22 protein-coding genes and 3 tRNA genes are annotated in these 23,590 nt (G+C 63.8%); 11 read left to right on the top strand and 14 right to left on the bottom strand.

Annotation, left to right across the window (positions count from 1 at the left end; translation table 11 throughout):
- Positions 1-123: 123 nt before the first annotated feature.
- The 5 genes from ACGLYG10_RS03455 to ACGLYG10_RS03435 form a co-directional block, all read right to left on the bottom strand.
- Complete coding sequence (locus ACGLYG10_RS03455) at positions 124-1,224, bottom strand: DUF6571 family protein (protein WP_073327939.1); 1,101 nt, start codon at positions 1,222-1,224, stop codon at positions 124-126.
- 226 nt (positions 1,225-1,450) lie between these two features.
- A complete protein-coding gene (locus tag ACGLYG10_RS16900; RefSeq protein ID WP_348520364.1) occupies positions 1,451-2,698 on the bottom strand; it encodes a DUF6571 family protein in 1,248 nt (415 codons plus the stop codon).
- Positions 2,695-3,714 carry a DUF6571 family protein gene (locus ACGLYG10_RS03445; RefSeq protein WP_139240785.1) on the bottom strand — a complete coding sequence of 340 codons (1,020 nt, stop codon included), beginning with the start codon at positions 3,712-3,714 and terminating at the stop codon, positions 2,695-2,697. The genes ACGLYG10_RS16900 and ACGLYG10_RS03445 overlap by 4 nt, the downstream gene beginning before the upstream one ends.
- A 295-nt stretch (positions 3,715-4,009) precedes the next feature.
- Positions 4,010-6,106, bottom strand: coding sequence for a DUF6571 family protein (locus ACGLYG10_RS03440; RefSeq protein ID WP_073327935.1), 2,097 nt, complete (start codon positions 6,104-6,106; stop codon positions 4,010-4,012).
- Between the two features lie 48 nt (positions 6,107-6,154).
- Positions 6,155-6,556 (bottom strand): hypothetical protein, encoded by a 402-nt coding sequence (locus ACGLYG10_RS03435; RefSeq protein ID WP_073327933.1) that lies wholly within the window; start codon positions 6,554-6,556, stop codon positions 6,155-6,157.
- A 330-nt stretch (positions 6,557-6,886) separates the two neighbouring features.
- On the opposite strand from ACGLYG10_RS03435, the gene ACGLYG10_RS03430 reads away from it, so the two are divergent.
- The 5 genes from ACGLYG10_RS03430 (at position 6,887) to ACGLYG10_RS03410 (ending at position 11,741) form a co-directional block, all read left to right on the top strand.
- On the top strand, positions 6,887-7,609 hold the full coding sequence (locus tag ACGLYG10_RS03430) for a hypothetical protein (RefSeq protein ID WP_139240783.1): 723 nt from the start codon (positions 6,887-6,889) through the stop codon (positions 7,607-7,609).
- A gap of 360 nt (positions 7,610-7,969) precedes the next feature.
- Positions 7,970-8,704 (top strand): hypothetical protein, encoded by a 735-nt coding sequence (locus tag ACGLYG10_RS15525; RefSeq protein WP_244542553.1) that lies wholly within the window; start codon positions 7,970-7,972, stop codon positions 8,702-8,704.
- A 127-nt stretch (positions 8,705-8,831) separates the two neighbouring features.
- Complete coding sequence (locus tag ACGLYG10_RS03420) at positions 8,832-9,431, top strand: malonic semialdehyde reductase (protein ID WP_073327930.1); 600 nt, start codon at positions 8,832-8,834, stop codon at positions 9,429-9,431.
- A 101-nt stretch (positions 9,432-9,532) separates the two neighbouring features.
- Entirely contained in the window at positions 9,533-10,891 is a 1,359-nt protein-coding gene (locus ACGLYG10_RS03415; protein WP_073327929.1) for an AGE family epimerase/isomerase, read from the top strand.
- A 172-nt stretch (positions 10,892-11,063) separates the two neighbouring features.
- Positions 11,064-11,741, top strand: coding sequence for a GntR family transcriptional regulator (locus ACGLYG10_RS03410; protein WP_211482970.1), 678 nt, complete (start codon positions 11,064-11,066; stop codon positions 11,739-11,741).
- 293 nt (positions 11,742-12,034) lie between these two features.
- On the opposite strand, the gene ACGLYG10_RS03405 is transcribed toward ACGLYG10_RS03410, so the two are convergent.
- The 9 genes from ACGLYG10_RS03405 to ACGLYG10_RS03365 all read right to left on the bottom strand — a co-directional run bounded on the left by ACGLYG10_RS03405 (position 12,035) and on the right by ACGLYG10_RS03365 (position 20,720).
- Positions 12,035-12,319 (bottom strand): hypothetical protein, encoded by a 285-nt coding sequence (locus tag ACGLYG10_RS03405; protein ID WP_073327926.1) that lies wholly within the window; start codon positions 12,317-12,319, stop codon positions 12,035-12,037.
- Entirely contained in the window at positions 12,316-12,624 is a 309-nt protein-coding gene (locus ACGLYG10_RS03400; protein ID WP_211482969.1) for a transcriptional regulator, read from the bottom strand. The genes ACGLYG10_RS03405 and ACGLYG10_RS03400 overlap by 4 nt, the downstream gene beginning before the upstream one ends.
- The gene (locus ACGLYG10_RS03395) at positions 12,621-13,592 is read right to left on the bottom strand and encodes an aldo/keto reductase (protein WP_073327923.1); all 972 of its coding nucleotides are present in this window, start codon (positions 13,590-13,592) and stop codon (positions 12,621-12,623) included. Before ACGLYG10_RS03395 ends, ACGLYG10_RS03400 begins: the two co-directional genes overlap by 4 nt.
- 59 nt (positions 13,593-13,651) lie before the next feature.
- Positions 13,652-14,608, bottom strand: a complete 957-nt coding sequence (locus ACGLYG10_RS03390; protein WP_073327971.1) for a carbohydrate kinase family protein — start codon at positions 14,606-14,608, stop codon at positions 13,652-13,654.
- A 10-nt stretch (positions 14,609-14,618) separates the two neighbouring features.
- Positions 14,619-15,671, bottom strand: coding sequence for an NAD(P)-dependent alcohol dehydrogenase (locus tag ACGLYG10_RS03385; RefSeq protein WP_073327921.1), 1,053 nt, complete (start codon positions 15,669-15,671; stop codon positions 14,619-14,621).
- Positions 15,672-15,694: 23 nt separating this feature from the next.
- Complete coding sequence (locus ACGLYG10_RS03380; protein WP_083565442.1) at positions 15,695-17,152, bottom strand: MFS transporter; 1,458 nt, start codon at positions 17,150-17,152, stop codon at positions 15,695-15,697.
- Positions 17,149-18,063, bottom strand: coding sequence for a class II fructose-bisphosphate aldolase (locus ACGLYG10_RS03375; RefSeq protein WP_073327920.1), 915 nt, complete (start codon positions 18,061-18,063; stop codon positions 17,149-17,151). The genes ACGLYG10_RS03380 and ACGLYG10_RS03375 overlap by 4 nt, the downstream gene beginning before the upstream one ends.
- A 47-nt stretch (positions 18,064-18,110) precedes the next feature.
- Positions 18,111-19,187, bottom strand: a complete 1,077-nt coding sequence (locus ACGLYG10_RS03370; protein ID WP_073327918.1) for a zinc-binding dehydrogenase — start codon at positions 19,185-19,187, stop codon at positions 18,111-18,113.
- A gap of 123 nt (positions 19,188-19,310) precedes the next feature.
- A complete protein-coding gene (locus tag ACGLYG10_RS03365; protein WP_073327917.1) occupies positions 19,311-20,720 on the bottom strand; it encodes an MFS transporter in 1,410 nt (469 codons plus the stop codon).
- 263 nt (positions 20,721-20,983) lie between these two features.
- On the opposite strand from ACGLYG10_RS03365, the gene ACGLYG10_RS03360 reads away from it, so the two are divergent.
- From ACGLYG10_RS03360 to aqpZ, 6 genes are all read left to right on the top strand, one after another.
- Positions 20,984-21,072 (top strand) — tRNA-Ser (locus ACGLYG10_RS03360).
- A 104-nt stretch (positions 21,073-21,176) separates the two neighbouring features.
- Positions 21,177-21,266, top strand: a tRNA-Ser gene (locus tag ACGLYG10_RS03355).
- 39 nt (positions 21,267-21,305) lie between these two features.
- A complete protein-coding gene (locus ACGLYG10_RS03350; RefSeq protein WP_073327968.1) occupies positions 21,306-21,674 on the top strand; it encodes a hypothetical protein in 369 nt (122 codons plus the stop codon).
- Positions 21,671-22,330: a nucleotidyl transferase AbiEii/AbiGii toxin family protein gene (locus ACGLYG10_RS03345; protein WP_211482968.1), complete on the top strand. Its 660-nt coding sequence runs from the start codon at positions 21,671-21,673 to the stop codon at positions 22,328-22,330. Before ACGLYG10_RS03350 ends, ACGLYG10_RS03345 begins: the two co-directional genes overlap by 4 nt.
- Positions 22,331-22,532: 202 nt before the next feature.
- Positions 22,533-22,605, top strand: a tRNA-Arg gene (locus tag ACGLYG10_RS03340).
- Positions 22,606-22,741: 136 nt separating this feature from the next.
- Complete coding sequence (gene aqpZ / locus ACGLYG10_RS03335; RefSeq protein ID WP_073327915.1) at positions 22,742-23,473, top strand: aquaporin Z; 732 nt, start codon at positions 22,742-22,744, stop codon at positions 23,471-23,473.
- The last annotated feature ends 117 nt before the right edge of the window (positions 23,474-23,590 follow it).

The following is a 23,590-nucleotide window of genomic DNA, read 5'->3' as shown; positions in this document are numbered from 1 at the left end:
AAAGCACCAGAAGCCCCACGCCAGCAAATACGCCTAGGCACACCCAAACCCACATATCACCAGACAACAACAAGCCAACGAGCTGTGAGACCGACACGCCCACTACAGAAGCATCGAACACAGTCATCTGACAACCTCCGCAGCATGACCACTCGTGTAACCGAGGCTGTGGCCCGTGTTGATCTCGACATCGAGATCGTCCATGGTGGCGTCTTCAACCAGTTGGTCCCAACGTATGTACTCGTGGGCGGCATCGGGTGTCATGGGGTTGGGGGCGGTGATGGTCGGTTGCCCGTCAACCTCGTCGTAGAAGGAGAACGGGCCGCCGTTGTTACCGGTGACAGCCGCCTCAATGGTGGCCTCATTGAGAAGACCATACTTAGCGGCATCAACGTACCCCTGAGCCCGCAACACGCGGTTCATATCGTCGGTATTGATGGTGTCGGATGCAGCCTCGTCCGCGCGTAGCTCGGCAATGCCATCGAGGTAGCCCATGGTCTGCGCGGCGGACTGATACAGTCCGAGCAGGGTGGCCTCGGGGCTCGTGGCCGTGGGCATTTCCGCGTCGATTTGGTCGTGGTGGTAGCTGAGCATCGCGGTGACCAGAGTGTCTGCGGCGTGCTCATCGTCAATGATGCGGTACAGGGCGGTTTCGAACTGCGCGTCGGTAACCAGGCCAGACAGACCGTATACGCTACTGCCTTCCAGAGATCCGCCGCTGGCCAGACCTGCAATTTCGTCAGGGCAGTTGGCGAGCAGGATGGCGAGGTTCTGCTTCATCGCATCGGTGTAGTCCTTGATGGGTACCTGGTCGACGGCGAACTCGATCGACCTGGCGACCGTCCACGTGGCCTTTGCGGCGGTTTGCTCGTCTTGGTCGGTGCGCATGGTCGACACCGTGGCCATGGCGGCCGTGAGCTCCTCTAATCCGGCAGGGCCCCAGTCGCGGTCGGTGAGCGCCTCCCACCGCTCGGTGGTCATCTCCCCGGGCACCCACCGCCCATCGCTGATCTCACCATCAGGGCTGAGATACTCCAAAGCGGCCTGGGCATTGGCCTGGTCGCTGCTACCCGTGGCCCCGGGGTTGAACCCGGGGATGTCCAGGCCGCTCTGGTCAGCCCCCAGTGAGCAACCCACCAAAGGAGCGCAAACCAGCAACAACACCAACAAGGATGCGGTCAGGTGGCGCCGGCGCAGGGCAGTCTCGCGAATTGTGGGTCGCATTTTTTGATGGCTCCTTGCGGTTCGATATGGCAGCGAGCTGGGCGTCAGCCCCAAGTCGGAGGAAGGTATAGATTCGGGCGTAGATGAGGGGATAGCGATGCGCTTATGCGAGCATCGGAAGCGTCATAGTCACAAACACGCTCAGGCATGCATGCGCACACGAACTCGGCGATCAGACGGCGGGCTGTGGGGTCTACATGTGTGGGGGAAGGAAAAACGGGCGGGTTCATTTGATCACCTTGGCGGCCTTGCCCTCTTCGTAGCCGCTGTTGCTGCTGGCTGTATCGATTGTGGTATCGAGGGAGTTCATGGTTGAGTCGTTTACGTCCCCATACCAGGTCATGTATTCCTGGGCGGCGTGTGGTGTCATGGGGTTGGGGGCGGTGATGGTGGGTTGCCCGTCGACCTCGGTGTAGAAGGAGAAGGGCTGTCCGTTGTTGCCGGTAGCAGCCGCCTCCAGCGTCTCCTCGCTCAGCAGACCGTACTGTGCGGCGTCAACGTAGGCCTGAGCTGTCAGCACCCTCTTTATGTCGGCGGCGTTGATGGTGTCGGAGGTGCTGTTGTTGTTCGTGTGTAGTTCGGTAATGCCGTCGAGGTAGCCCATGGTCTGTGCGGCGGATTGATACAGCCCAAGCAGGGTTGTTTCGGGGTCGGCGGCCGTGGGAATTTTTTCGTCGATTTGGTTGTGGTGGTAGCTGAGCATCGCGGTGACCAGAGTGTCTGCGGCGTGCTCATCGTCAATGACGCGGTACAGGACGGTTTCGAACTGCGCGTCGGTAACCAGGCCATATACGCTACTGTCTTCCAAAGATCCGCCGTCAGCCAGACCTGCGATTTCGTCAGGGCAGTTGGCGAGCAGGACGGCGAGGTTCTGCTTCATGGTGCTGGTGTAGTTCTTGAGGGATACTTGGTCGACGGCGAACTCGATCGACCTGGCGGTGACCCACGTCGCCGCGACGGAGGTCTCCTCATCCTGGCTGTCGCGCATGGTCGAGACTGCGGCCATGGCGGCCGTGAGCTCATCCAATCCAACAGGGCCCCAGTCGCGGTCGGCAAGCTCGTTCCATCGCTCAGTAGTCTCCTTCCCTGGCACCCATCGCCCGTTGCTGATCTCACCATCGGGAGCCAAATACTTGAGGGCGGCCTGAGCGTTGGTCTGGTCGCTGCTTGCGGTGCCTGGATCAAAACCAGGAATGTCCAGTTCGCTTCCGAAATAATGCGCGCACGCCACCAAAGGCGCGCAAACCACCAGCAACACCAACAAGGATGCGGTCAGGTGGCGCCGGCGCGAGAGGACAGCGCGGGCCTGGGACCGCCTGCTGGATAATTCCCCATATCGGCGTGAAGCAGTTGTGAGTGCCGGAAACACTGCGGAAACGATCGCGCTCAAGAATGCCCAGGACCAAATATTGCGAGACGCGCCGAAGGACCGCGAGACCCGCACACCTAGGAGATTGGAGGCGGGCAGACTCATTTAACAACCTCCGCAGCCTGGCCCTGGTCATACCCTGCTTTAGTGTTGACCATCTCGTTGTCAATGCGGTCCATGGTGGGATCGTTGACTTGCCGTTGCCAGGTGATGTACTCGTGGGCGGCATCGGGTGTCATGGGGTCGGGGGCGGTGATGGTCGGTTGCCCGTCAACCTCGTCGTAGAAGGAGAATGGCCCTCCGTTGTTGCCGGTGGCGGCCGCATCCAGCGTCTCCTCGCTCAGCAGGCCATACTGTGCAGCATCAACATACCCCTGAGCCCGCAACACGGTCCTGATATCGACGAGATCGATGGTGTCTTGACGGTTATTACCTGTGCGTATTTCGGCAATGCCGTCGAGGTAGCCCATGGTCTGCGCGGCGGACTGATACAGCCCGAGCAGGGTTGTTTCGGGGTCGGCGGCCGTGGGAATTTTTTCGTCGATTTGGTTGTGGTGGTAGCTGAGCATCGCGGTGACCAGAGTGTCTGCGGCGTGCTCATCGTCAATGACGCGGTACAGGGCGGTTTCGAACTGCGCGTCGGTAACCAGGCCAGACAGACCATACAGGTCCGAACTCTCCAGAGACTCACCACCCGCTAGGGCGACGACCTCGCCGGGGCTGTTGCCCAGTAGTGCAGCGAGGTTCTGCTTCATCGCATCGGTGTAGTTCTTGGGGGGTACCTGGTCGACGGCGAACTCGATCGACCTTGCGGTAACCCACGTCGCCGCGGCTAAGGTCTCCTCATCCTGGCTGCCACGCATCGTCGACGCCGCGGCCATGGCCGCCGTCAACTCCTCCATGGCAGTAGAGCCCCAGCCACGGTCGGTGAGCTCCTCCCACCGCTGCCGGGTCTGTTCCCCAGGCATCCACTTCCCGTCGCTGATCTCACCATCGGGAGCCAAATACTCGAGGGCGGCCTGAGCATTGGTCTGGTCGCTGATGCTTGTGGCGCTCGGGCTGAACCCGGGGATGTCCAGGCTGCTCTGGTCCGGTCCCAGTGAGCAACCAACCAAAGGCACACAAACCACCAGCAACACCAACAGTAGACCTGCTGGCCGACGCCGGCGCGAGATGGCTATGCGGGTAAAGAATCGCATAGTAGATGACCTCCCCACAGTTCGATGCGGTGGTGGTGACCGGCTGTCCGTACCAATCCCGAATACGGTTTCAGATATGGTCGAAGAAACGTACAGTCGGCAAATGCCAGGAGTGGTACGAGGGTGACTAGGCACAGGTGTGCCCGTGTACGCATATCGCGTCGCAACGTGACGTCGCACTGCAAATATGCTGCATCCAGAAAAAAAACCGATAGGCTCATTTGATAATCTCGGCTTGCAAGCCTTCGTCATGACCTAAGCTGGTGCTGTTCATCTCGTTGTCGATGCTGTTCATGGTGGGATCGTTGACTTGCCGTTGCCAGGTGATGTACTCGTGGGCGGTTTCTGGGGTTATGGGGTTGGGGGCGGTGATGGTGGGTTGCCCGTCGATCTCGGTGTAGAAGGAGAATGGGCTGCCGTTGTTGCCGGTGGCGGCGGCCTCCATGGCGGCGTCGCTGAGCAGGCCGTACTGTGCGGCATCAACATAGGCCTGGGCTCGCAACACGGTTTTTATATCGGCGACGTTGATGGTGTCGGGGGTGTTCCAGTCTTCGGTTAGCTGGTCAATGATGACGGGTTTGGCGATGGTGGATCCGCTGCTGTACAGCAGCGGGCCAGCCACCGCCATACCGGTACCGCCCGTTACAGCGCTTACTCCGGTGCCGAGCGCGGTGGAGAACACGCTGACGGCCGTGCCCATATTTGACTTGGCGTCGGCCTGTGCGGCACTGTCATCACCCGCACGCAACTCGGCAATGCCATCAAGGTAACCCATGGTTGTGGCCGCGTTCTGGTATTCCCCAAGTAATGTCTCTTCAGGGTTTGAGGCCGCGGGCATCTTCGAGTCGATCTGGTTGTGGTGGTACTGCCCCATTGCGGCGGCCAGAGTGCCGGCGGCATTCTCGTCATCAATGACGCGGTACAACAAGGTCTCGAATTCCGCATCGGTAACCAGGCCAGACAAGCCATATGCATCGTCGCTTTCCAAAGATGAAGAGTCGGCCAGGGCGGCAAGCTCCTCGGGGCTGTTGCCGAGCAAAACCGCGAGGTTCTGCTTCATGGTGGCGGTGAAATCGACTTCCTCGACATGATCGACGAAGAAGGGGATAGCCTGCGCGGTCATCCACGTGGCGCGCGCAGCGGCATCGGCCGGCGCGTTGGGGTCGCCGTCGGCACCCCGATAAGCGGAGGCAGCGGCCGTGGCCGCACTCAGCCCGTCCAGCCCGGCACCACCGTGGTAGTCCCAGTCGCGCTGCCTGAGCATCTCCCAGCGCTTCTCGATATCGGCGTCGTTAGTGCCGTCGCTCGTGAGATATTTCAGGGCGGCCTCGGAGTTAGAGCCCATCGCTGTCAACACGCCGGCCAACGGGTCCGCGGTATAGAACTCGCCGTTCGCGAACGGCGGAGGTCCGGAGGCGGGAACCGAGGTGGGATCGATATCCTCAAGATTTTCAGCGAGCGCGCCAAGGAACCCTGTGCCGTATGCGGTATCCGGTACCGACAACAGTGCGTTGAGCGCCGTCATCGGAGATTCGAGCTGCCGCTGGCTGATATCCGGGTTCACTGCGTCGGTGAAACCTGCGGCGAGGTCGGCTCCGCCGACCTGATCCTGGCTGGCGGCGGCGAGTATGTGAGAAAGAGTCTCCACCGACTTGCTGAACTGTTCGCCACCATCATCTCCGTCATAGCTAATCTGGTAGTGGCCGTCCAGCGCATAGACGAGTTGCAGATACTCTTCAGCGGTGTACTGATCGGTGAAGGACGCCCCGTAGGCGGGGATATCACGGTGTTTGGCCGCCTCGTTGAGGATCTGCTCGACCGTACGGCCATCCTTGGCGGTTCCGTCCAAGCTGCCGAGAGCTTGGTCAAGTGCAGCGGCGTCGGCCTTAGCCGCTTCTGCCGCGCCGGTGTTGTAGGCGTGGACGTTGTCGGCGGTGTCCATGTTGCGCCAGTAGGCGGCTTCGTCGGTGGTGCCTGGGGGTGGGTCGGGTAGGTAGTAGGACAGGGTGCCGTCGGGGTTGGTCATGGTGATACCCGACTCGTTGATGTCGATGGCTTCCTGACGGCGGGATCGCAACTGGTATGCCACTTCGCGCAGTCTGGCGACGTTTGCCGATATAGTGGTGTTCCCGGGTGCGGGATTGAGCAGGTCGGGGAGCGGTTCGGTGTCGGTGACAACCGACTCCACCGGATCGTAGTGGTACTCGCTGCTACGACGTATTGCGCGGCGAGCGCCGTCTGCGGCGTTTGCGTAGTCGTTGATGTTGTTGATTACGGTTTGCATGGCATCGGTGTCGATCTTGATGTAGGCCATGGCTTCGCTTCTAGTCTCCGGGGGTTTCGGGGCGGGTTGGGAACGGGGTCAGGTGTTGGGCCATCTGGCCTGTTCGGAGTCGGCGGGAACCTGATCTTGTCCGGCGTTATAGATGGCGTTCTCCGCATCTGTGAGGTCGTTGACAATCTGTGAAATCGCTTCCTCCGCGCCAGTCTGGGCCGAGTCGATGGCGGTGCGGTAGTCGTCGGCCAACGGTGAGGTCCACACGTCGTCGGACAGGCCCAGTGACTGTGGTATTCCCAGGTACCCGGTTATCTGGACTCCACCTTGGGTTGTTGGGGGTGGAGTCCACTCGGCCAGGCCGCTTTGCGACCGGGTTGCCTGCTCCTTAACGTCCTGGATCGCCTCCAGCTTGGGGTTGTTCACCATGAGAGTGCTGTCGCCGTCGTTATCAGTAGAGTCATCCTCGTAGTAATAAGTGGTGGGCATCGCGATCTCGGTTCTCGGAGGGGTGGCGGTTCGGGAGGGGCGGGACGCCCCGGTAACGATGGAGTCAACTTACCCTAAACGTAACGCCCCCGTCACAAGAAGTCCGGTTGGTGGTCGTCCACCAGTGCCGGGGTTGCCTCAGCGGAAGGCGGGCGCTGGTGGACGACTACGGGGCGAGGGCGTTGGGTGCGGCTGTCACGTGTGGTTGACGTTGGTGCCGCTTCTTGTATGTCCGGCAGTCCTGGAAGTTGCTGTTGCTTGCGTGTGACCTGGGGTCGTGTGAGACTGTATGACGTCCTGATAACGGGCTCTTACCCCGAGGAGTTGCTCATGGCTCGTTTCCCGAGTCTCCCGACTGGTTCAGCCGGGCTACGCCGCACCGCCGCGGGAGCGGCGGCGCTGCTTCTGGCGTGTGCGCCTCTGGTGGCGTGTTCGTCTGAGTCGGACGACAACCCCCTGGGTATCCCTACCTACGATCCGGAGGCTGCCGCGTCGGCGGAGGCGTCCGAGTCGGCTGCCGCTGCTGAGGCGTCTGCGTCGGCTGCTGCTTCTGCGGAGGCTGCTGGTGTGGTGACTGCGGAGTCGCTGTCCACCGACCGCTACGAAGTCACCTCCATACCCGAGGGCCTGGATGCGCAGCAGACCGAGGTGCTCAAGGCCTTCATCAACTACGACCAGGTCACCTGGAACATCTGGTTCACCGGCACCGGCGTAGAAAACGCCGAACCACTCATGACCGCAGAGGCATACCAGATACTCAAGCAAAACTATGACGCTAGCGCGTCTAACGGGACCGACAGCATCGGCGGCGGGTTGCGCGTTGCGGTCACGTCCGTTGCGGTAACCACCCCCGACTTGGCTGGTACGCAGGCGGAGATTAGAGTGTGCAGTGACCATTCAGATCTGGTCGCCTATGACGCCGATGGCAACGACGTAAGCAACCCGGAAACCCTCCAGGGGCGGTACGACGTACTTATCACCATGATCTACGAAAATGGAATATGGAAGGCCTCCGACGAGAACAGACTCTCAAATCACGAATGCGTGGTGTAAGCTGTGAAACATGTACCTCGTTCCATTGCGGTCATTGCCTTGCTTTTTTCTGTAGTCAGTGCATACGGCCTCTCCGGGCCCGCCGAGGCTGAGTTTCTTGGAAACGACAATGCAAGTTCGCCTTCCGGATACTCTGGTTTGGTGTCGGCTGGTGGGGATGGTTCGGTGACGCTGACGGTCAGGGCGGAGTCGACGTCGGCGGCTCCGGACGGCTCGGCCGGTTCCGGTTCTGGTGGTGGGGCTTCGGTGTGGTCGCAGTCGGTGACCGCCACGGTGCATCCGGTTTGCTGGTACACGCGGGGTCTGTCGGGTGCCGAGACAGCTAAGTGGCTTGATTCACCAGACGGCGCAGCATCCGACATGTACCACCGCAACAATAACAATCCCGACCCGGAAGGGCTGGAGGAGCAGAAGGCTCGTTACCCCGATTATGAGTCCTATGCGGACGACGAGGAGGGCTACTGGTATGTGGCAACCTGCGGCTCGGAGTACATGGCCGACGACGACCCGCGCGACTTCTACGACGTGATTCAGGACTACGTGGCTTCTCATCCGCCGGTGTGGGTGCCTTCCGGGCAGGCTGCCCCGGAGCCTGAGATAGACGGGGCCACGTTGGCTCAGGCGGCGTGGGATGCGGTGACCATCCCTACGGCGACGATCTCGTATAACCCGATGGTTGGGGATGTGGGGGCCACGATTGTGGGTATGGATACCTGGGTGTGGGCCACCGGCGACACCCCCAGGGAAGTGACCGTGACCGCCACCGCGGGGTCGACGACCGCCACGATCACGGCGACCGCGAAGTGGTTGACGCTCCAGCCCAAAGACGGCACCGCCAAGTGCACCGGCTTCGGCATCCCCTGGACTGAAGAGAACGACGCCAAGGGCACCGACTGCAAGATCATCTTCAACCGGTCCAGCGCGCACTTCAAGGACAGCGTCACCCCGGTAGACATCAAAGTGTCCTACGCGATCACCTACACCGCCACCGACGGCGCTTCGGGCTCGATGGACACCCACACCACATCCACAACCACCACCATCCCCGTCGCTGAAATCCAAACCCTCAACACCCAACCAACCAAACAACCATGAGACGTCAGGTGAAGCCTGCAAGCCTCGAGGCTCGGCCGGGCAGTCGGGTGCCGTCGTTGGGGCAGCCGAGCTTCCCCGTAATCAACATCCGCGGAATAATCCCCGCACCAGGTCAGTTGCCGCCTGTATGAGCAGTCACGACACCGCCGTCTCCGACGACGCTCTTGCAGTCCTCTTCACCGACGCCCATACGGCCCGTTCCTTCCGCGAGGAGCCGCCCCCGATCGAGCAGGTGCGCCGCGCCTACGACAACGCGCGCTGGGCGCCCACCGCCCTCAACTCCCAGCCCATGCGCCTGGACCTGCTCGCCTCCCCGGAGGCCCGCCAGCGGCTCGCCCCACTGATGGCCGGGATCAACCAGGAGCCGGTCCTCGGTGCGCCGCTGGTGCTGATCGTCTCCGCCGACCTTGCCCTGGACCAGTCCATGCGCGAGCTCGGCGCGTCCGAGCAGATGCTCGAGCGCCTGGCCGGCTCCCTGGAGATGCGCCAGGGACTCGCCCGCGACTCTGCCCTGATTCAGCTCGGCTACCTCGTGCTTGCCCTACGCGCCGAGGGCCTCGACGTCGGCGTCATGACCGGCGCCGACCTGCCCGGCATCGACGCCGAATTCCACGCCGACCGCCCCTGGCAGACCATCGCCGTCGTCTGCGTGGGGCACGGTGACGCCGACGCATTCCACCCGCGGGCCGGCCGCCACGACTTCGAGACCGTTTCTCAGGTGCTCTGAGCACCGGCCCGACCGGTGCACACTCCGGCCGCCGGCTGCTAACGTTCGGGGTGTCCCGGCGCGAGTGAGGCCGGGAAGCGAGTACGGGTCGAGGAGGACTCATGGGACTGGGATGGTTCGGCGCCCCCGAGCACAACCGCTGGCTGGCCGAGGAGACACACGCCCTGCTGCGCTATGCGCGGGCCGCCAAGGTGCCCGCCGGCTTCGGCTGGATCGGCACCGACGGCGTCGTCGACACCAGCCACCCCGTCGAACTGTGGATTACCGGCCGCATGACCTTCGCCTTCTCCCTGGGCGCCCTGTTGGGCATCCCCGGCTGCCGCCGCTACGCCGACCACGGCGTGCGCGCCCTGAGCAGGGTCATGCGCGACTACGAGCATGGCGGCTGGTACTCCGCTGTCCGCCACGAGCTCGACGACGACGGCCACGGCATCCCGGTCGACGCCGACGCCCGCAAGGAGTGCTACCAGCACGCCTTCGTGCTGCTGGCCGCCGCCACCGCGACGGCCGCCAACCGGCCCGGTGCACACGAGCTGCTGTTGGACGCCATGGAGGTGCAGAACCGCTACTGGTGGGATGACACCTACGGGCTGCCCATCGAGTCCTACGCCGCTGACTTCACCGACCCCGAGAACTACCGCGGCATCAACGCCGCCATGCACACGGTGGAGGCCTACCTCGCCACCGCCGACGTCACCGGGGACGTCACCTGGCTGACCCGCGCCGTGCAGATCATCGACTTCGCCGTCAACGTTCAGGCGCGTGCCCACGACTGGCGCCTGCCCGAGCACTACGACACCAAGTGGCACCCGCTCCTGGACTACAACCGCGACGCCCCTGCCCACCCCTTCCGCCCCTACGGCGTCACCCCCGGTCACGGCCTGGAGTGGTCGCGCCTGACCGTGCAGGCCCGCGCGGCGCTGGTGGCTCGCTCCCTGCCCACGCCCGACTGGATGCTGGAGGCCGCCGAGCAGTTGTTCGACCGGGCTCGCACCGACGGCTGGCGGGTCGACGGCGGCCCCGGCTTCGTCTACACCACCGACTTCGATGGCAACCCGATCGTGCACGAGCGCATGCACTGGGTGGTGTGCGAGGGCGTGTCGGCCGCCGCCGCCATCCGGCAGGCGCTGCTGGACGACGGTCGCGGTGAGATCGATGTCGAGCACTACGAGCACTGCTACCGCTCCTGGATCGACTACGCCGAGGAGTTCCTCATCGAGGCTCCGGGTGTGTGGACCCACGAGCTGAATCAGGCCAACGAGCTGTCGACCCGCACCTGGGAGGGCCACCCGGACATCTACCACGCCCTGCAGATGACGCTGGCCGCCCGCATGCCGGTGTGGCCGACGGTGGGGCAGGCGCTGAGCGAGGGCCTCCTGGACCGCCCCGACCGGCCCGCCCCGGCCCCGGACCAGCAGCGCGGCCAGGTGCGCCGTCGTGGCCTGTTCGGCCGGGGGTGAGCGGTAGCCGGTAACGGCTACGTATGTGCCTGGAGCGGAATCGGAGCAGACCGGCCGGTATTTGTGCGGTGGTATAGCCTCAAGACCCTGGCCGCATGAGGAGGACGTGATGACGCCGGAACGGTCTGTTTCGTTGAACAGACAGAGCACTAGGCCGCTGTTCGCTCAGGTCATGCAGTCCCTGCGGACGGCCATAGACTCCGGCGAATTCCAGCCCGGTGGCCGTATCCCCACCGAGCTGGAACTCGCCACCATGTATGGGGTCAGTCGGATCACTATCAGACACGCCATCGAGGAACTGTGTGAGCACGGGCTGCTCGTCAAGCGTCAGGGCAAGGGAACTTTCGTCAGCCAAAGCAAAATCGCCAAGAAGATCGAGCACATCTCCAGCTTCTCCGAGTCCTGCCGGGCCAGCGGAATGACGCCTTCTGCCAAGGTATTGGCCCGGACCTTGCTGGAGGAAACGCCCTCAGCCTTCACTCCGCCACCAGAGCTCACAGAGGTGCAGGTGCTGAACATTCAACGGTTGCACTATGCCGACGGCGTTCCGATCATGATTGAGGACAACTATTACCCATACGAGCGTCTGCCCTTCCTGCTGGAAGCACCGCTCGAGGGCTCGCTGTTCGAGGTCCTGGCCGAAAACGGCGTACGGATCGGTGGATCGCGCAACTCCTACATAGACGCGCTAGCGGCCACCGCCGCCCAGGCGGAATTGTTGCAGGTCCTGGTCGGGGACCCGCTGTTCTTCTTCTACCGGGAGATGCTCGATGACGCTGGGCAGCTCATCTATGTGGGGCGTCAACATATAACTGCTGCCCGCTACCGTTTCAACTACGACATCGCCTAGATGATTGATTTCGGGGCGAATTGTCGAGATAGCCGGCGCGCCACCCCCTAGACGCCGTGGCGTCTCCCTCGCCGCCTCAGCCCTGCTCGATCCGGGCGTGCAATCTGGCGTGCGTGCGCTCACGTCGGGCTCGCGCGCGGATAGCGGTGGCCACGCCTTCTCCCGGGCCAGCTCCAACAGTTCATCGTCGCTGTACTGGCCAGAGCGCCGGATCGCGTCAACGTCGAGGTAGTCACGGGTCTCAGCCCGCAAGAACAGGGCACCAATCTTGTTACCGACCGCATCCTCGACAGCTAAAACGGGGCCGACTTGCAAGCGCGCGGGCGGGTGAGCGCGCCAGTCGACGCCCAGGTCGACGTCGGTGCAGAGCCCCTGCGACTAATGACGGAGAACTGGGCGAACGCATCCTGTCGATGACGAGTCTCTACGGTGAACAGATCCACATCCTCCGTGTGCCGGTCGATCAAGCCGTGCTCACGGATCGCACCCGACCCGGCCAGGGTGAAGCCGCTTTCTTCGCCAGCAGCCTCCAGGGCCAGGCGCGTGATGCGGCGCTGTTCCTCCTGCGTGCCGCTCACACGGACGCTGGCAGCTCGGAAAACCGTCCCTCCCACAAATCGCGCATACGCGCATCCATGTTCAGGATCGACCACGTCTCGATAAGCCGATCCCGGTTCATGAACCGGCGTTGCTCGTCAGCGGCTCCCTCGGCGAGCAACGCCTGGTAGGCCATGCGCCGCCGGCCAACCACACCCACATCTACGCCGAGCCGATCGGCCCGCCAGCGCACGGCATGCGGAAGGTCAGTAGTACCGTTGTACGGGCCCTGCAACTCATCGAGCGAGGCGGGAGCCTCGTAGGGCTTGATGTCGCGGAACCTCACCCGAGCTGCTCGGCGTACTCGCGCATCCAGGTGGCGTCTTCGTCCGTCAGCTCAACCGACAGGGCGCGCACATTCTGCGCGAGTTCCTCAGGCTTGGTTGAGCCGGACAGGACTGTGATGTGCGGGTTCTGCGCCAGGATCCAGGCTATGGCAAGGTCGGCCGTGCCGCAGTTGTACTTATTCCGTAGCGGCTCCCAGGCCTCCACCATGTCCAGGGCCTGCTCCAACCGAGCCTGCTCGAACCACTTCTTCCCGTATCGGGCCGTGCCGGGTTCCGGCTGGTAGCCGCGTGGGACAGCGCCGGCAAGGATGCCCATCTCCAGCGGGGAGTAGGCCTGGACCGTCACGCCATTCGCAATGCACGTGGGCATGAGCTCCTGCTCCACCGCCCGATCCAGGATCGAATATCGCATCTGTACGATGTCGAGCTGCCCGTACCGCAGATACTCGAGCACCTGCTCGGCGTTCACATTTGCAGCGCCGATGGCACGGATGCGACCGGAAGCCTTAAGGTCCATCAGGCAAGCGACCGTGTCGGCGATCGGCGTGTTGTAGGGCGGGATCGCAGGCCAGTGGGCCATGTAGATGTCGATGTGGTCCGTATCCAGTCGCTCCAGGCTCCGGTCGATCTCTCGTAGGATCGAATCAGGTTCCAGAGACCGATTGAGGACAGTGTCTCCTACCCGGTTGAAGAATGCTCCCGGGGCATCCCACACAAGCCCGCACTTGGTGATGAGCACGTACTCATCCCGGTGGCCGGCGATTGCCTCGCCGACGATTTCCTCACTGCGTCCGAAGTTGTAACCGGGCGCAGTGTCCACCAGGTTGACTCCCAGGCTAGGTGCGGCTTGGATCGTGGCAATGCCCTGCTGCTCGGTATCGACTCCGCCGAATGCGGGGCCGCCCCCGATGGCCCAGGTTCCCAGGCCGATGCGAGACACATCCTGTGCAATGTCTCCGATTCGCATATTCGCTCCTCGTTATCTTTTCTGCTCTCTACTTGATGTCTTGCGTACGGTTACTCGCTTCACGTGCCTGTGGCATCAATGCCGGCAATGAACTCCTCGGCCTGCTCCAGCGACCGCACGGCAGCGGTGGCACCCAGACGGGTCACCGAAAGGCCGGCGACCCCATTGGCGAATACGGCCGCATCGATTGAGTTCATGCCGCGCAGCAGAGCACAGATGTAACCGGCGGCGAAGTTGTCTCCGGCACCCGTCGTATCCACGGCGTCACGGCCGACGGCGGGGACAACTTCGGTGGTGTGGGCGTTGTGTACCAGGCAGCCGCGCGCTCCGACCTTCAGTACTGTGTTGGTCACGCCGTGGCGCTCCAGCACGGCGGCCGCCTCGAACTCGTCGTGGGCTCCCGTCAGGGCGATGGCCTCGGACGCGTTGGGGAAGAAGTAGTCGACGTACCCCAGGGCCTCGGCTATCTCCTCGATTCCTGCGCCGGTACGACTGGGCACCATGTCGGCGCAGACGGTCATCCCCGCGGCCTTTGCCCGGTGGAACAGATCGGCAATCCATGCTCCGGACAGCAGGGGATTGTTGAAGATCGAGCCAAAGGCAAGGATCTTCGCGAATCCGATGCGGCCGGAGACGTCGAGATCACTCTCCTCCGTGAGCCACAGGCTGCCGTTGCGGTTGGTGATGAAGGTGCGCTCGCCATCGGGCTGGACCAGGCCGATGTTTAAGGACGTGGTCAGGCCGCGCCGCACCCGTACCCGGGAGACGTCAACGCCCTCGGAGCGGGCCGTTGTCGTGATGAAGGTGCCAGCCGCGTCGTCTCCGACTGCGGTCACCAGTCCCACTCGGGCTCCCAGGCGGGACAGGATGATGGATTCGTTCAGCGCGTCTCCGCCTACCTGCATGGAGATGTCGTCAACCGGATAGGAGACGGTGTCGAAGACGCTTCTGTCGACCGGGTGCAGCGGGATGTCGACCACCGAGGAGCCGACGCACAGGACGTCGAGGTTCGCCATGGCCATCGCCTCACTTCAGGGAGTCATCAACCACGACGACCGCCTTGGTGAAAGATCCGGGGTCACCCACGGCCGTCTCGAAGGCGTGCTGGATATCTGCGTATGCGAAGTGCCGATCGATCAGTTCTGACACCCTCAGGGCACCGGAGCGGATAAGCTCAATGGTGGTCGGGTAGGAGTTGCAATACCTGAACACGGTCTGGATCGTCACCTCGCGGTTGATCGCCAGGAATGGCACCGGCGCCTCGCCGGGGACCGTGCCCACAATCATGAACCTGCCGCGGCGCTTGACCACCTGCAGACCGAGCTTCACGGTAGGCACCGCACCAGCTGTCTCAAATACGACGTCGGCCCCGTACCGGCCGACGACCTCCTTAATCCGGGCGACCGGGTCGCCTTCACCGCTGTTCACCGTGGCGTCAGCGCCCAGCCTGCGCGCGGTCTGCAGCCTGCTGTCCTGCAGATCGACGGCGACGATCTTCCGGGCACCCGCCATGCGGGCGACCATAGAAACCATGAGGCCTACGGCGCCCGCCCCGAGGATGACGACAGTCTTGCCCAGGAGCGTGCCCGCCATCTCGACCGCGTGCACGGCCACCGAGGCCGGCTCCACGAGGGCTCCCTCATCAAGGCTGAGCTCATCGGGCAGCGGGAACACAAGCGTGGCCGGATGCACCAGGTACTCGGTGAAGGCACCTCGGTAGTTGGGCGCGGTGGCCATGAAGTCCACATTCGGGCATACGTTGTAGTGCCCGGACAGACAGAACTCGCAGGTGTAGCAGGGGATACCGGGCTCGACGCAGACGCGGTCGCCGGCCTTCAATTCGGTCACGTCATCGCCGACCTCGACTACGACGCCCGCGGGCTCGTGCCCCAGCCCCACCTCCTGGCCGGGCTGCGGCGGAATGTAGGGACCGGACTTGAAACCGTGCATGTCCGAGCCGCACATTCCGACCCGGGCGATCTTGATCAGAACCTCGCCGGGGCCGGGTGTCGGGCGCTCGCAGGCCTTGATGGTCATCAGGCCGGGGTGATCGAGTACGGCCTTTGAATTGGTGCTCATGTGTGTATCTCCTCTTTGAGAAACTAAGCGGCTTCTGCCGTGCGGATAGGTAGTGCCATCTCTTCGACGCTGCGTCCCCGCGTCTCGATGCCGAAGATCGCCAGCACCAGTGCGCAGGCGCTCAGCAGCAGCCCCAGGACGACGAATACGGCGATGACGCCGAACTCGGTCAGCAGCCAGGCCACCAGGTAGGGCGAGGCGATGGCGACGACCCGGCCGATGGAGTTGGCAATGCCGAGCCCGCGCATCTTCTGCGCGGTCGGCCAGATCTCGGGCGCGTATACGGCCGACGAGAAGCTGTTGTAGATATACAGGACGACGATCATCAGGGTGCCGATCGCCAGGATCGTGACTTCGGAGGTCTGCCGGGAGTAGACATACCCCAGCACGGCCACCAGGACGATGAGCCCCGGTCCGAGGACCTTGCGGGGCAGCAGGTCCATGATCAGTGTGGAGATGAACACCCCCACCGGAGCGCCGATCATCATGATCATCGACATCGCCAGCGACTTGGAGATGTCGATCCCCTGGTTGACGAAGATGGTCGGCACCCACTGGGTGATGGTGTACAGGGACAGGTTCATGGCGATCAGGGTCGCCGTGGCCACCAGGGTGCGGCGGCCCAGATCACCGGTGAAGAAGGCCGACAGTGGAACTGCGACCTTGGTCTGGGCGGACGCCGCGACCGTGGCCGGGGCCGCGTCGCTTGTGCCGGAACCATTGGGGCGGGTGGCTGCGTCGTCGGGGCCGTTGACGACGACGCCGCTGCGGGCGGCGGCCCCGCGGACGATGGCGACGCCGTCGTCGTCCCTCCCCGAGGCGATCAGCCAGCGGGGAGACTCCTCGAGGTGGAGGTGAACGACGACGAGCATCACCAGGGACAGGACCCCGGCCACCACGAACACCGCCCGCCAGCTCAGCGCCGGGATGAGCGCGGCGGCCAGGATCGCGGCGATTAAGGGGGAGAGGTTGCCCAGCAGGGAGATGCGGGCCGACCAGGTGCCCCGCACCCGGGCTGGCATGAACTCGGTGAAGGTGCCGTAGCCGAGGACGATGCCGCCGCCCATGCCGATTCCCATTAGCCCGCGGCACACGGTCAGGAAGATCATTCCGGGGGCGCAGGCCGCCGCCAGCGCCATGGCGCCGAATACGAGAATGCACAGCTCGTAGGTGCGCTTGCGCCCGATCCGGTCCCCGAGACCGCCCGCGGCGAGCGAGCCCACGAAGAAGCCCATCATCATCGCCGATGAGAAGAAGGCGTTCCAGTAGTTGTTCGACCACCCCCGGTCTACCAGGTCGGCCAGGACCGAGTTCCCCGACGAGTTCAGAATGCCGTTGAACTGGAGCGCCAGTCCCAGCACCCAGAACACCTTCCAGTGCCAGCGGGACACCGGCAACTGCTCCAGGGTGGCCAGCGCCTGTGCGGACTCCATCTGCTGGGCTGCCGAATCCATACCCGGCCGGCCGACCTGCCGACTCATTGTGCCTTCAGCCCCTCAGGAGTCGGCGCGCGTCCGTCGGTCACCCGGTTGAGATCGCCGGCCACCACCGGCATGGCGTCGGCGTGACCGGCGGAGCCCAGCAGCTCGATCTTCTCCAGGGCGCGCTGCTTGAGCGCCGCACGTACGCGCAGCTGGGTGTTCACGTAGTTGGTGGACGTGTCCTTGACGATGGCGGCCATGGCCGCCTCCCCCAGCTCGGAGTGAATATTCACCTTGGCGACGCCGTTGGCGATCGCCCGGCGCACGTCGTCGTCCGGGATTCCGGAGGCGCCGTGCAGGACGAGCGGGATGTCAACGGCCTCGCGTACCGCCTCCAGCACATCATGGGCGATGCGCGGCGGTGAACTGTAGGGGCCGTGGATATTGCCAATGGCGACCGCCAGCGCATCGCAGCCTGTGCGCTCCACGAACTCCGCGGCCTGTGCGGGATCCGTGTACTGGTAGTGCGCCAGGACCTCCTCGTAGTCGCCGTAGTCGCCCACGTGGCCCAACTCGGCCTCCACCGGAACCCCGCGCGGGTGGAAGTAGTCCACTACCCGCTTGGTCTCGGCGACATTCTCCTCAAATGGCAGTTTCGAGGCGTCACGCATGATCGCGTTATTGCCGTGTACGTAGGCGTTGTGGACGATGTCGAAGCTGCGCCCGTGATCCCAGTGAACGATGGTGGGCACGTTCGCATGCTCCGCCATATTGCGCATCAGCCAGGCGAATTCCTCGAACACGACGTTGCCCGTGAAACTGGTACCGAAGGAGATGATGACGGGGGAGCGCGTCTCCTCCGCGGCATCCATGACGCCCATGAGCATCTCCGCGTTCCACGTGTTGAAATGGGGTATCGCGTATCCGTTCGCCTGCGCGTGGCGCAGCCACCACGCCAAATCTGCCAGCATGTTGTCGTTTCCCTTCCTGAAACCGGGGTTGGAATTAGTGGATGGAGTCAGTCGTCGAAGTCATAGGTGAGGACGACCTTGATGGCGTCCTTGGCGGCCATGGCCTCGAAGCCCTTCTCCCATTCGGAGAGGCCGAAGCGGTGGGTGATCATCGGTGCGAGTTGAACCTTCTTGTGGTCGACCAGTCGCAGCACGTTGCGCCAGGTGGTCGAGTCGTAGGCCATGTGACCTATCAGCGAGATGTTCCACTCGGTGATGCGGTTGATGGGGAAGTTCAGTGGCTTGAAGCCCATGCCGGCGCGGACGATCTCCGCGTTGGGGCGCACCATGTTGATGGCCTGCTCCAGGGCGATGTTTGCGCCGGAGCACTCGATCACCAGTCCGAGGTTGTCCTTGCCGCAGATCTCCTGGCACCGGGCGACGACGTCCTCCTGGGAGCCGTTGACCACGTGCGTCGCGCCGAGCTGTTTGGCGACCTCAAAACGAGTGTTGACGTCGGCGTCGAGACCCACCAGCACAATGTTGACCGCGCCCATCAGCTTGGCGACCTGCACGGAGTACAGGCCCAGTGGGCCGGCGCCGATGATGACGACGTCCTGTCCGGGCTTGAGGTGGGTCTGCTCGGCGACCGCCTTGTAGGAGTTGCACAGCGGTTCGATGGCTGCCGCCTGCTCATAGGGCAGCCAGTCGGGCAGCTCCCAGATCGCGTGACGGTGGATGCGCAGGATCTCACCGGGGATGATCGCGTACTTGGTGAATCCGCCGCCCCAGCGGTTGTTGTCCAGGCCGATGTTCACCTTGTTCTCGCAGCACAGGAAGTCCGCCCGCTCACAGGCGGGGCAGATGCCGCAGACGTGGCCGGTGTTGTCCGAGACCACGCGCTGGCCGACGTGCCAGTCGGTCACCTTGGACCCGACCTTGACGATCTCGCCGGCGAACTCGTGACCGCGGATGGAGTTGAACTCGTCCGAGCCGTTGTCGACGCGGAAGTGCTTCATGTCCGCGCCGCAGATGGTGGCGGCTCCGACCTTGACGAGCAGGTCCTCGTCCCCGATCTCGGGGACTGGGACGTCGATGAGGCGGTATCCGCCGAATTCCTTGCCGTAGCGTGCAAGTGCCTTCATGATGATTCCTTTCTGGATTGTGTGTGAAGGGCTCAAGCCGGGTGGATAGAGAATGGTTAGGGAGTGCGGCCGCCGAGCGGCACCGGCGCCCGTGGTGTGCCTTGTCAGGACGAAGCGGCGGGTTTAGTCGATGTCGACGTTGGAAATCGACTCAATAGACGCCCCGCGGCTCTCCACGCCGAAGACGGCGATAACGGCTGCGGTGACAACCGCTGTAGCCCCGAGGAGAATGAAGACTCCGGTGACACCGGACGCGTCCAGCAGGGCGGCCACCGCATATGGGGAGAGGATTCCGCTGACGCGGCCGACCGAGTTGGCCAGCCCGGAGCCACGCAGCTTTGCCGCCGTCGGCCATATCTCCGGGACGTAGACGGCCGAGGCGAAGCAGACGAACATATAGACGAAGATGATCAGGAAGAAGCCAACGACGGACAGCGCGGTCATTGAGGTCTGCAGCGAGTAGACGTATCCCAGCACCGCGATTATGAGCAACAGCCCGATACCGAATACACGACGCGGGAAGCGGTCGATGATGAATATGGCGATGAAGATGCCGATGGGTGCCCCGAACATACTCATGGTGTTCAGCACTACGGAGTCGGCCAAGTCGATGCCCTGGGAGAGCAACATGGTCGGTAGCCAATTGATGAGTGTGTACTGGATGACGTTCATGGCGATCAGGGCGAAGGAGCCGACGATAACTCGTTTGAGCAGTTCGCCCTTGAACAGGGCGCTGTAGGGGAGGTTCACCTGGCCCTGGGTCTTCGCGTGCTCCTCCACGGCGTCGGCTGCCGGCTCCAGCGTGATGCCCTTCTGCCGCTCGACATCGGCCTCGATCTTCCTGAGCAGTTCATTCGCCTCCCGGTAGCGGCCCTTGGACTCCAGCCAACGCGGTGACTCGGGGAAGAGTCGCCAGACGATGATCAGGACGATCGTTGAGGTGACGGCCGGGATGATGAACTGGATGCGCCAGTTGGCCTCGGGGCTGACGACTCCGACGAGGTAGGAGGCGATCAGTGAGCAGATCGGGTAGGACCAGTTGCCGATGAAGGATGCCCGGGAGGACCAGGAGCCGCGGTCCCGTGAGGGGACGTACTCCGTCCAGGAGGCGAACAGCACGGTGAGTAGGCCGCCGAGCGCCATCCCCATGAACACCCGCACGATGATGAGGAAGGTCATGTTCGGGGAGGCGGCCGCGACCAGCATGGTGATGATGTGAAAGGCCACGAATCCGAGGAAGCCGTTGCGGCGTCCCAGGCGATCGCCGATCGCGCCGCCGACCAGTGCTCCCACGAACATCCCGGCCGTGGTAAGCGAGGAGAAGATCGCGGACGAGGAGTTGTCGGTCCAGCCGATCTCCGCAAGCACTGCTAGAACCAGTCCGCCGATGGCGTTGCTCCAACCTACGAGCAGTCCGAAGGCGACCATCCAGTACACCGACCAGTGGAAGCGGCTGGTGGGCAGTCGGTCAAGGCGGGCGCCGGCGTTCGGCAGTGCGTCTGTGGGCTGAGTGAGTGCCGGTGTGTGTGCCATGAGCTCTCTTTCGTGTCATGCGTGTGGTGGAGCGGGGCGCCATGGGGCTGAGGCAGTGGTCCTGACACCGTCGTTGGTGAGGCTGCTCGAGCGGGTGCGCGATCCGTCTCTGGATATGACGTTATATAACGTCATATCCGCAACGATACTGATCTGGCGATGTGGTGTACAGGGGACGAAGGTCCTGTTTTGTGACTAGCGTTATGGCCTGAACCGCGCGCTGCGATGGGTGGTGCGGGGTGGTAGGGTTTCGGCACGTACCTGGAGAGGTGACAGAGCGGCCGAATGTGGCGGTCTTGAAAACCGCTGTGCGCCTAGCGCACCGGGGGTTCGAATCCCTCCCTCTCCGCCACGGGTGTGGGTAAGCCGTCGCCGACGGCGCTCCGCGGGGCTCCACGGCGGGTCGTTGCCTCTGCGCGTGCGCTGGGGTAGGCTCATTGGGCCGATCCGGCAACTGGAGATGTCGCATAGTGGCCTAGTGCGCCTTCCTGCTAAGAAGGTTGGGGATAAAACCCCTCGGGAGTTCGAATCTCCCCATCTCCGCCACCGCCCGTGCCCATACGGGTGCCTCGGAACGGGGGTGTGATGAGCAGGACCACGCACATCGAAGCGCGCGGTGCTTCTGGGTCGTCACGCCGCGTGCTTTTTGGTGACGTCAAGCCCTATGCGGTTCCCGACAGCTTGGATGATCTGCGCGGGCCGGCAAGCGGCAGCATCGACTTGCCTCACGCTCTGCTATGGGCGCCCGGCGGCGGTCATGTGGACTTAGATGAGGACGGCGGCGTGAACCTGGCCTACCGGGTTGCCATAGCCGAGGGAACTGTTGCCGATCAGGTTGCCATCCTCAACCGGGATCGGCTCGTGTCGGTTTGGTCGGAACTGCTGCTGCCTAGGCGTGCACGCGAGCTCTGGGAGGTTCGGTTCCCGCAGCTCGGAGGTGGGAAGAGCGCATGAGCGTAGAGCGGGACGTGCAGCGGGAAGTCGCGCATATTGCTTTGACCACGCTAGCCGGGGCTGGCTTCGTGCTGGCGGGCTCTGGTGCCATTCGTGAGCACGGGGTGATCGAGCGGCCGACAGAGGATGTTGATCTGTTCACGACGATGCAGGACCCAGTGGAGTTCGACCGAGCTGTAAAGCAGGTCGTGGGTGAGTTACACAGGCGTGGCTACGGCGTTGACGAGGTCCGTCGGTCACCGCAGTTCGCAAGGTTACGGGTTAGCGTTCACGGCGGGGCGCAAGTTGAACTTGATCTGGGGGTGGATTGGAGAGAGAACGATCCCGTGCCCTTCGCCATCGGACCTGTGCTCAGCCTGAGGGACGCGGTGGCCAGTAAGATCGACGCCCTGTATTCCCGGGGCGAACCGCGTGATTTTCTTGACGTTGACGGCATCCGCAGGTCGGGGGAGTTTGCCGACGGCGTGCTCGTGGACGCCGCGGCCGAGCGTGATCCTGGCTTCGACATCGACATGTTTGCTCGTCAGCTGGAAGCGGTCAATCGTGTGACGCCGTTGGATGTCCGCCGGTACGGTGTCACTCCGGAACAGCTCGAAGAGGTCAAATCGCGCTGCCTTCAGTGGGCCGCGGCATTACGCCGAAGTCGCGAGCAGTGAACGCCCCGGCCATCGCCACGCCCGCCGACGGCGCCGCGGCCGTGGGAGTCGCCCGCCCCTCTCAGTCGCCTCCGGCGGGGCGCGATACCCCCCGCCGACTGCGAGCGTGGCTGGTCGGCCGCGGCTGTGCCCAGGCTCACGGCCCGAGGATTTGTGGCCTCCCGGATCGCCGAGTAATGTTCCGGGTTGTCCGAACCGGATTGCGCCAGTAGCTCAATGGATAGAGCATCTGACTACGGATCAGAAGGTTGGGGGTTCGAGTCCCTTCTGGCGCACTGACGCCCCGTCATCGGCTGAACAGTCGGTGCTGCGGGGCGTTTTCCATGTCCCTGGCTATCCCTGTGTAGTCCCTGTCCCATCCACATTGCCGGATCCGCCTGAATCCAGCATTCGAACAACGAAAGGCCATCAATGGCTCCCCTGTCCAAGCGTCTGGGCGCCGAGTTCCTCGGTACGTTCTGGCTCGTCTTCGCCGGCTGCGGCTCCGCCGTCCTCGCCGCCACCGCCATCACCGACTCCGACTTCCCCGTCGGCATCGGCTACCTCGGCGTGGCCCTCGCCTTCGGCCTGGCCGTGACCACCATGGCCTACGCCGTCGGCGCCGTCTCGGGCGGCCATTTCAACCCCGCCGTCACCCTGGGCCTGGCCGTCGCCGGCCGCTTCGCCTGGAAGGACGTCCTGCCCTACTGGTGCATCCAGATCGTCGCCGGCCTGGTGGGCGGCGGCGTGCTGTACGCCATCGCCTCCGGCTCCGACAGCTTCGACGTGGCCGCCAACGGGTTCGCCGCCAACGGTTACGGCGCGCACTCCCCGCACGGCTACTCGATGGCCGCCGGCTTCATCTGCGAGCTGGTCATGACCGCCATCTTCCTGATCGTCATCCTCGGCTCCACCGACTCCCGCGCCCCCAAGGGCTTCGCCCCGCTGGCCATCGGCTCCACCCTGACGCTCATCCTGCTGGTCTCCATCCCGGTGACCAACGCCTCCGTCAACCCGGCCCGCTCCATCGCCGTCGCCTTCGAGGCCGGCAACGGCGCCCTCGGGCAGCTGTGGCTGTTCATCGTCGCCCCGCTCCTGGGCGCGGCCATCGCCGGCTTCAGCTACGCCTTCCTGCTCGGCAAGGACCCCGAGCAGAACGCCTGACCGGCCCGCGCGGCCGACCATCCGGTCCGCGCGGTAACGGCCCCTCACCCCCTCGTTGCTCGCGACGAGACGGCCGTGAGGGGCCGTTCGCCACCCGCGGGCACGCTCACGGGCCGG

The organism is Actinomyces glycerinitolerans (assembly GCF_900098745.1).
Lineage (GTDB): Bacteria > Actinomycetota > Actinomycetes > Actinomycetales > Actinomycetaceae > Actinomyces > Actinomyces glycerinitolerans.
This window is presented reverse-complemented; position numbering and strand designations above follow the sequence as displayed.

Excerpts from the sequence above, each read along its gene's own strand:
- ACGLYG10_RS03455 (WP_073327939.1), bottom strand. The coding sequence starts at position 1,224 with ATGCGACCCACAATTCGCGAGACTGCCCTGCGCCGGCGCCACCTGACC.
- ACGLYG10_RS16900 (WP_348520364.1), bottom strand. The coding sequence starts at position 2,698 with ATGAGTCTGCCCGCCTCCAATCTCCTAGGTGTGCGGGTCTCGCGGTCC.
- ACGLYG10_RS03440 (WP_073327935.1), bottom strand. The coding sequence starts at position 6,106 with ATGGCCTACATCAAGATCGACACCGATGCCATGCAAACCGTAATCAAC.
- ACGLYG10_RS03435 (WP_073327933.1), bottom strand. The coding sequence starts at position 6,556 with ATGCCCACCACTTATTACTACGAGGATGACTCTACTGATAACGACGGC.
- ACGLYG10_RS03430 (WP_139240783.1), top strand. The coding sequence starts at position 6,887 with ATGGCTCGTTTCCCGAGTCTCCCGACTGGTTCAGCCGGGCTACGCCGC.
- ACGLYG10_RS15525 (WP_244542553.1), top strand. The coding sequence starts at position 7,970 with ATGTACCACCGCAACAATAACAATCCCGACCCGGAAGGGCTGGAGGAG.
- ACGLYG10_RS03420 (WP_073327930.1), top strand. The coding sequence starts at position 8,832 with ATGAGCAGTCACGACACCGCCGTCTCCGACGACGCTCTTGCAGTCCTC.
- ACGLYG10_RS03415 (WP_073327929.1), top strand. The coding sequence starts at position 9,533 with ATGGGACTGGGATGGTTCGGCGCCCCCGAGCACAACCGCTGGCTGGCC.
- ACGLYG10_RS03410 (WP_211482970.1), top strand. The coding sequence starts at position 11,064 with ATGCAGTCCCTGCGGACGGCCATAGACTCCGGCGAATTCCAGCCCGGT.
- ACGLYG10_RS03395 (WP_073327923.1), bottom strand. The coding sequence starts at position 13,592 with ATGCGAATCGGAGACATTGCACAGGATGTGTCTCGCATCGGCCTGGGA.
- ACGLYG10_RS03390 (WP_073327971.1), bottom strand. The coding sequence starts at position 14,608 with ATGGCGAACCTCGACGTCCTGTGCGTCGGCTCCTCGGTGGTCGACATC.
- ACGLYG10_RS03385 (WP_073327921.1), bottom strand. The coding sequence starts at position 15,671 with ATGAGCACCAATTCAAAGGCCGTACTCGATCACCCCGGCCTGATGACC.
- ACGLYG10_RS03380 (WP_083565442.1), bottom strand. The coding sequence starts at position 17,152 with ATGAGTCGGCAGGTCGGCCGGCCGGGTATGGATTCGGCAGCCCAGCAG.
- ACGLYG10_RS03375 (WP_073327920.1), bottom strand. The coding sequence starts at position 18,063 with ATGCTGGCAGATTTGGCGTGGTGGCTGCGCCACGCGCAGGCGAACGGA.
- ACGLYG10_RS03370 (WP_073327918.1), bottom strand. The coding sequence starts at position 19,187 with ATGAAGGCACTTGCACGCTACGGCAAGGAATTCGGCGGATACCGCCTC.
- ACGLYG10_RS03365 (WP_073327917.1), bottom strand. The coding sequence starts at position 20,720 with ATGGCACACACACCGGCACTCACTCAGCCCACAGACGCACTGCCGAAC.
- ACGLYG10_RS03350 (WP_073327968.1), top strand. The coding sequence starts at position 21,306 with ATGAGCAGGACCACGCACATCGAAGCGCGCGGTGCTTCTGGGTCGTCA.
- ACGLYG10_RS03345 (WP_211482968.1), top strand. The coding sequence starts at position 21,671 with ATGAGCGTAGAGCGGGACGTGCAGCGGGAAGTCGCGCATATTGCTTTG.
- aqpZ (WP_073327915.1), top strand. The coding sequence starts at position 22,742 with ATGGCTCCCCTGTCCAAGCGTCTGGGCGCCGAGTTCCTCGGTACGTTC.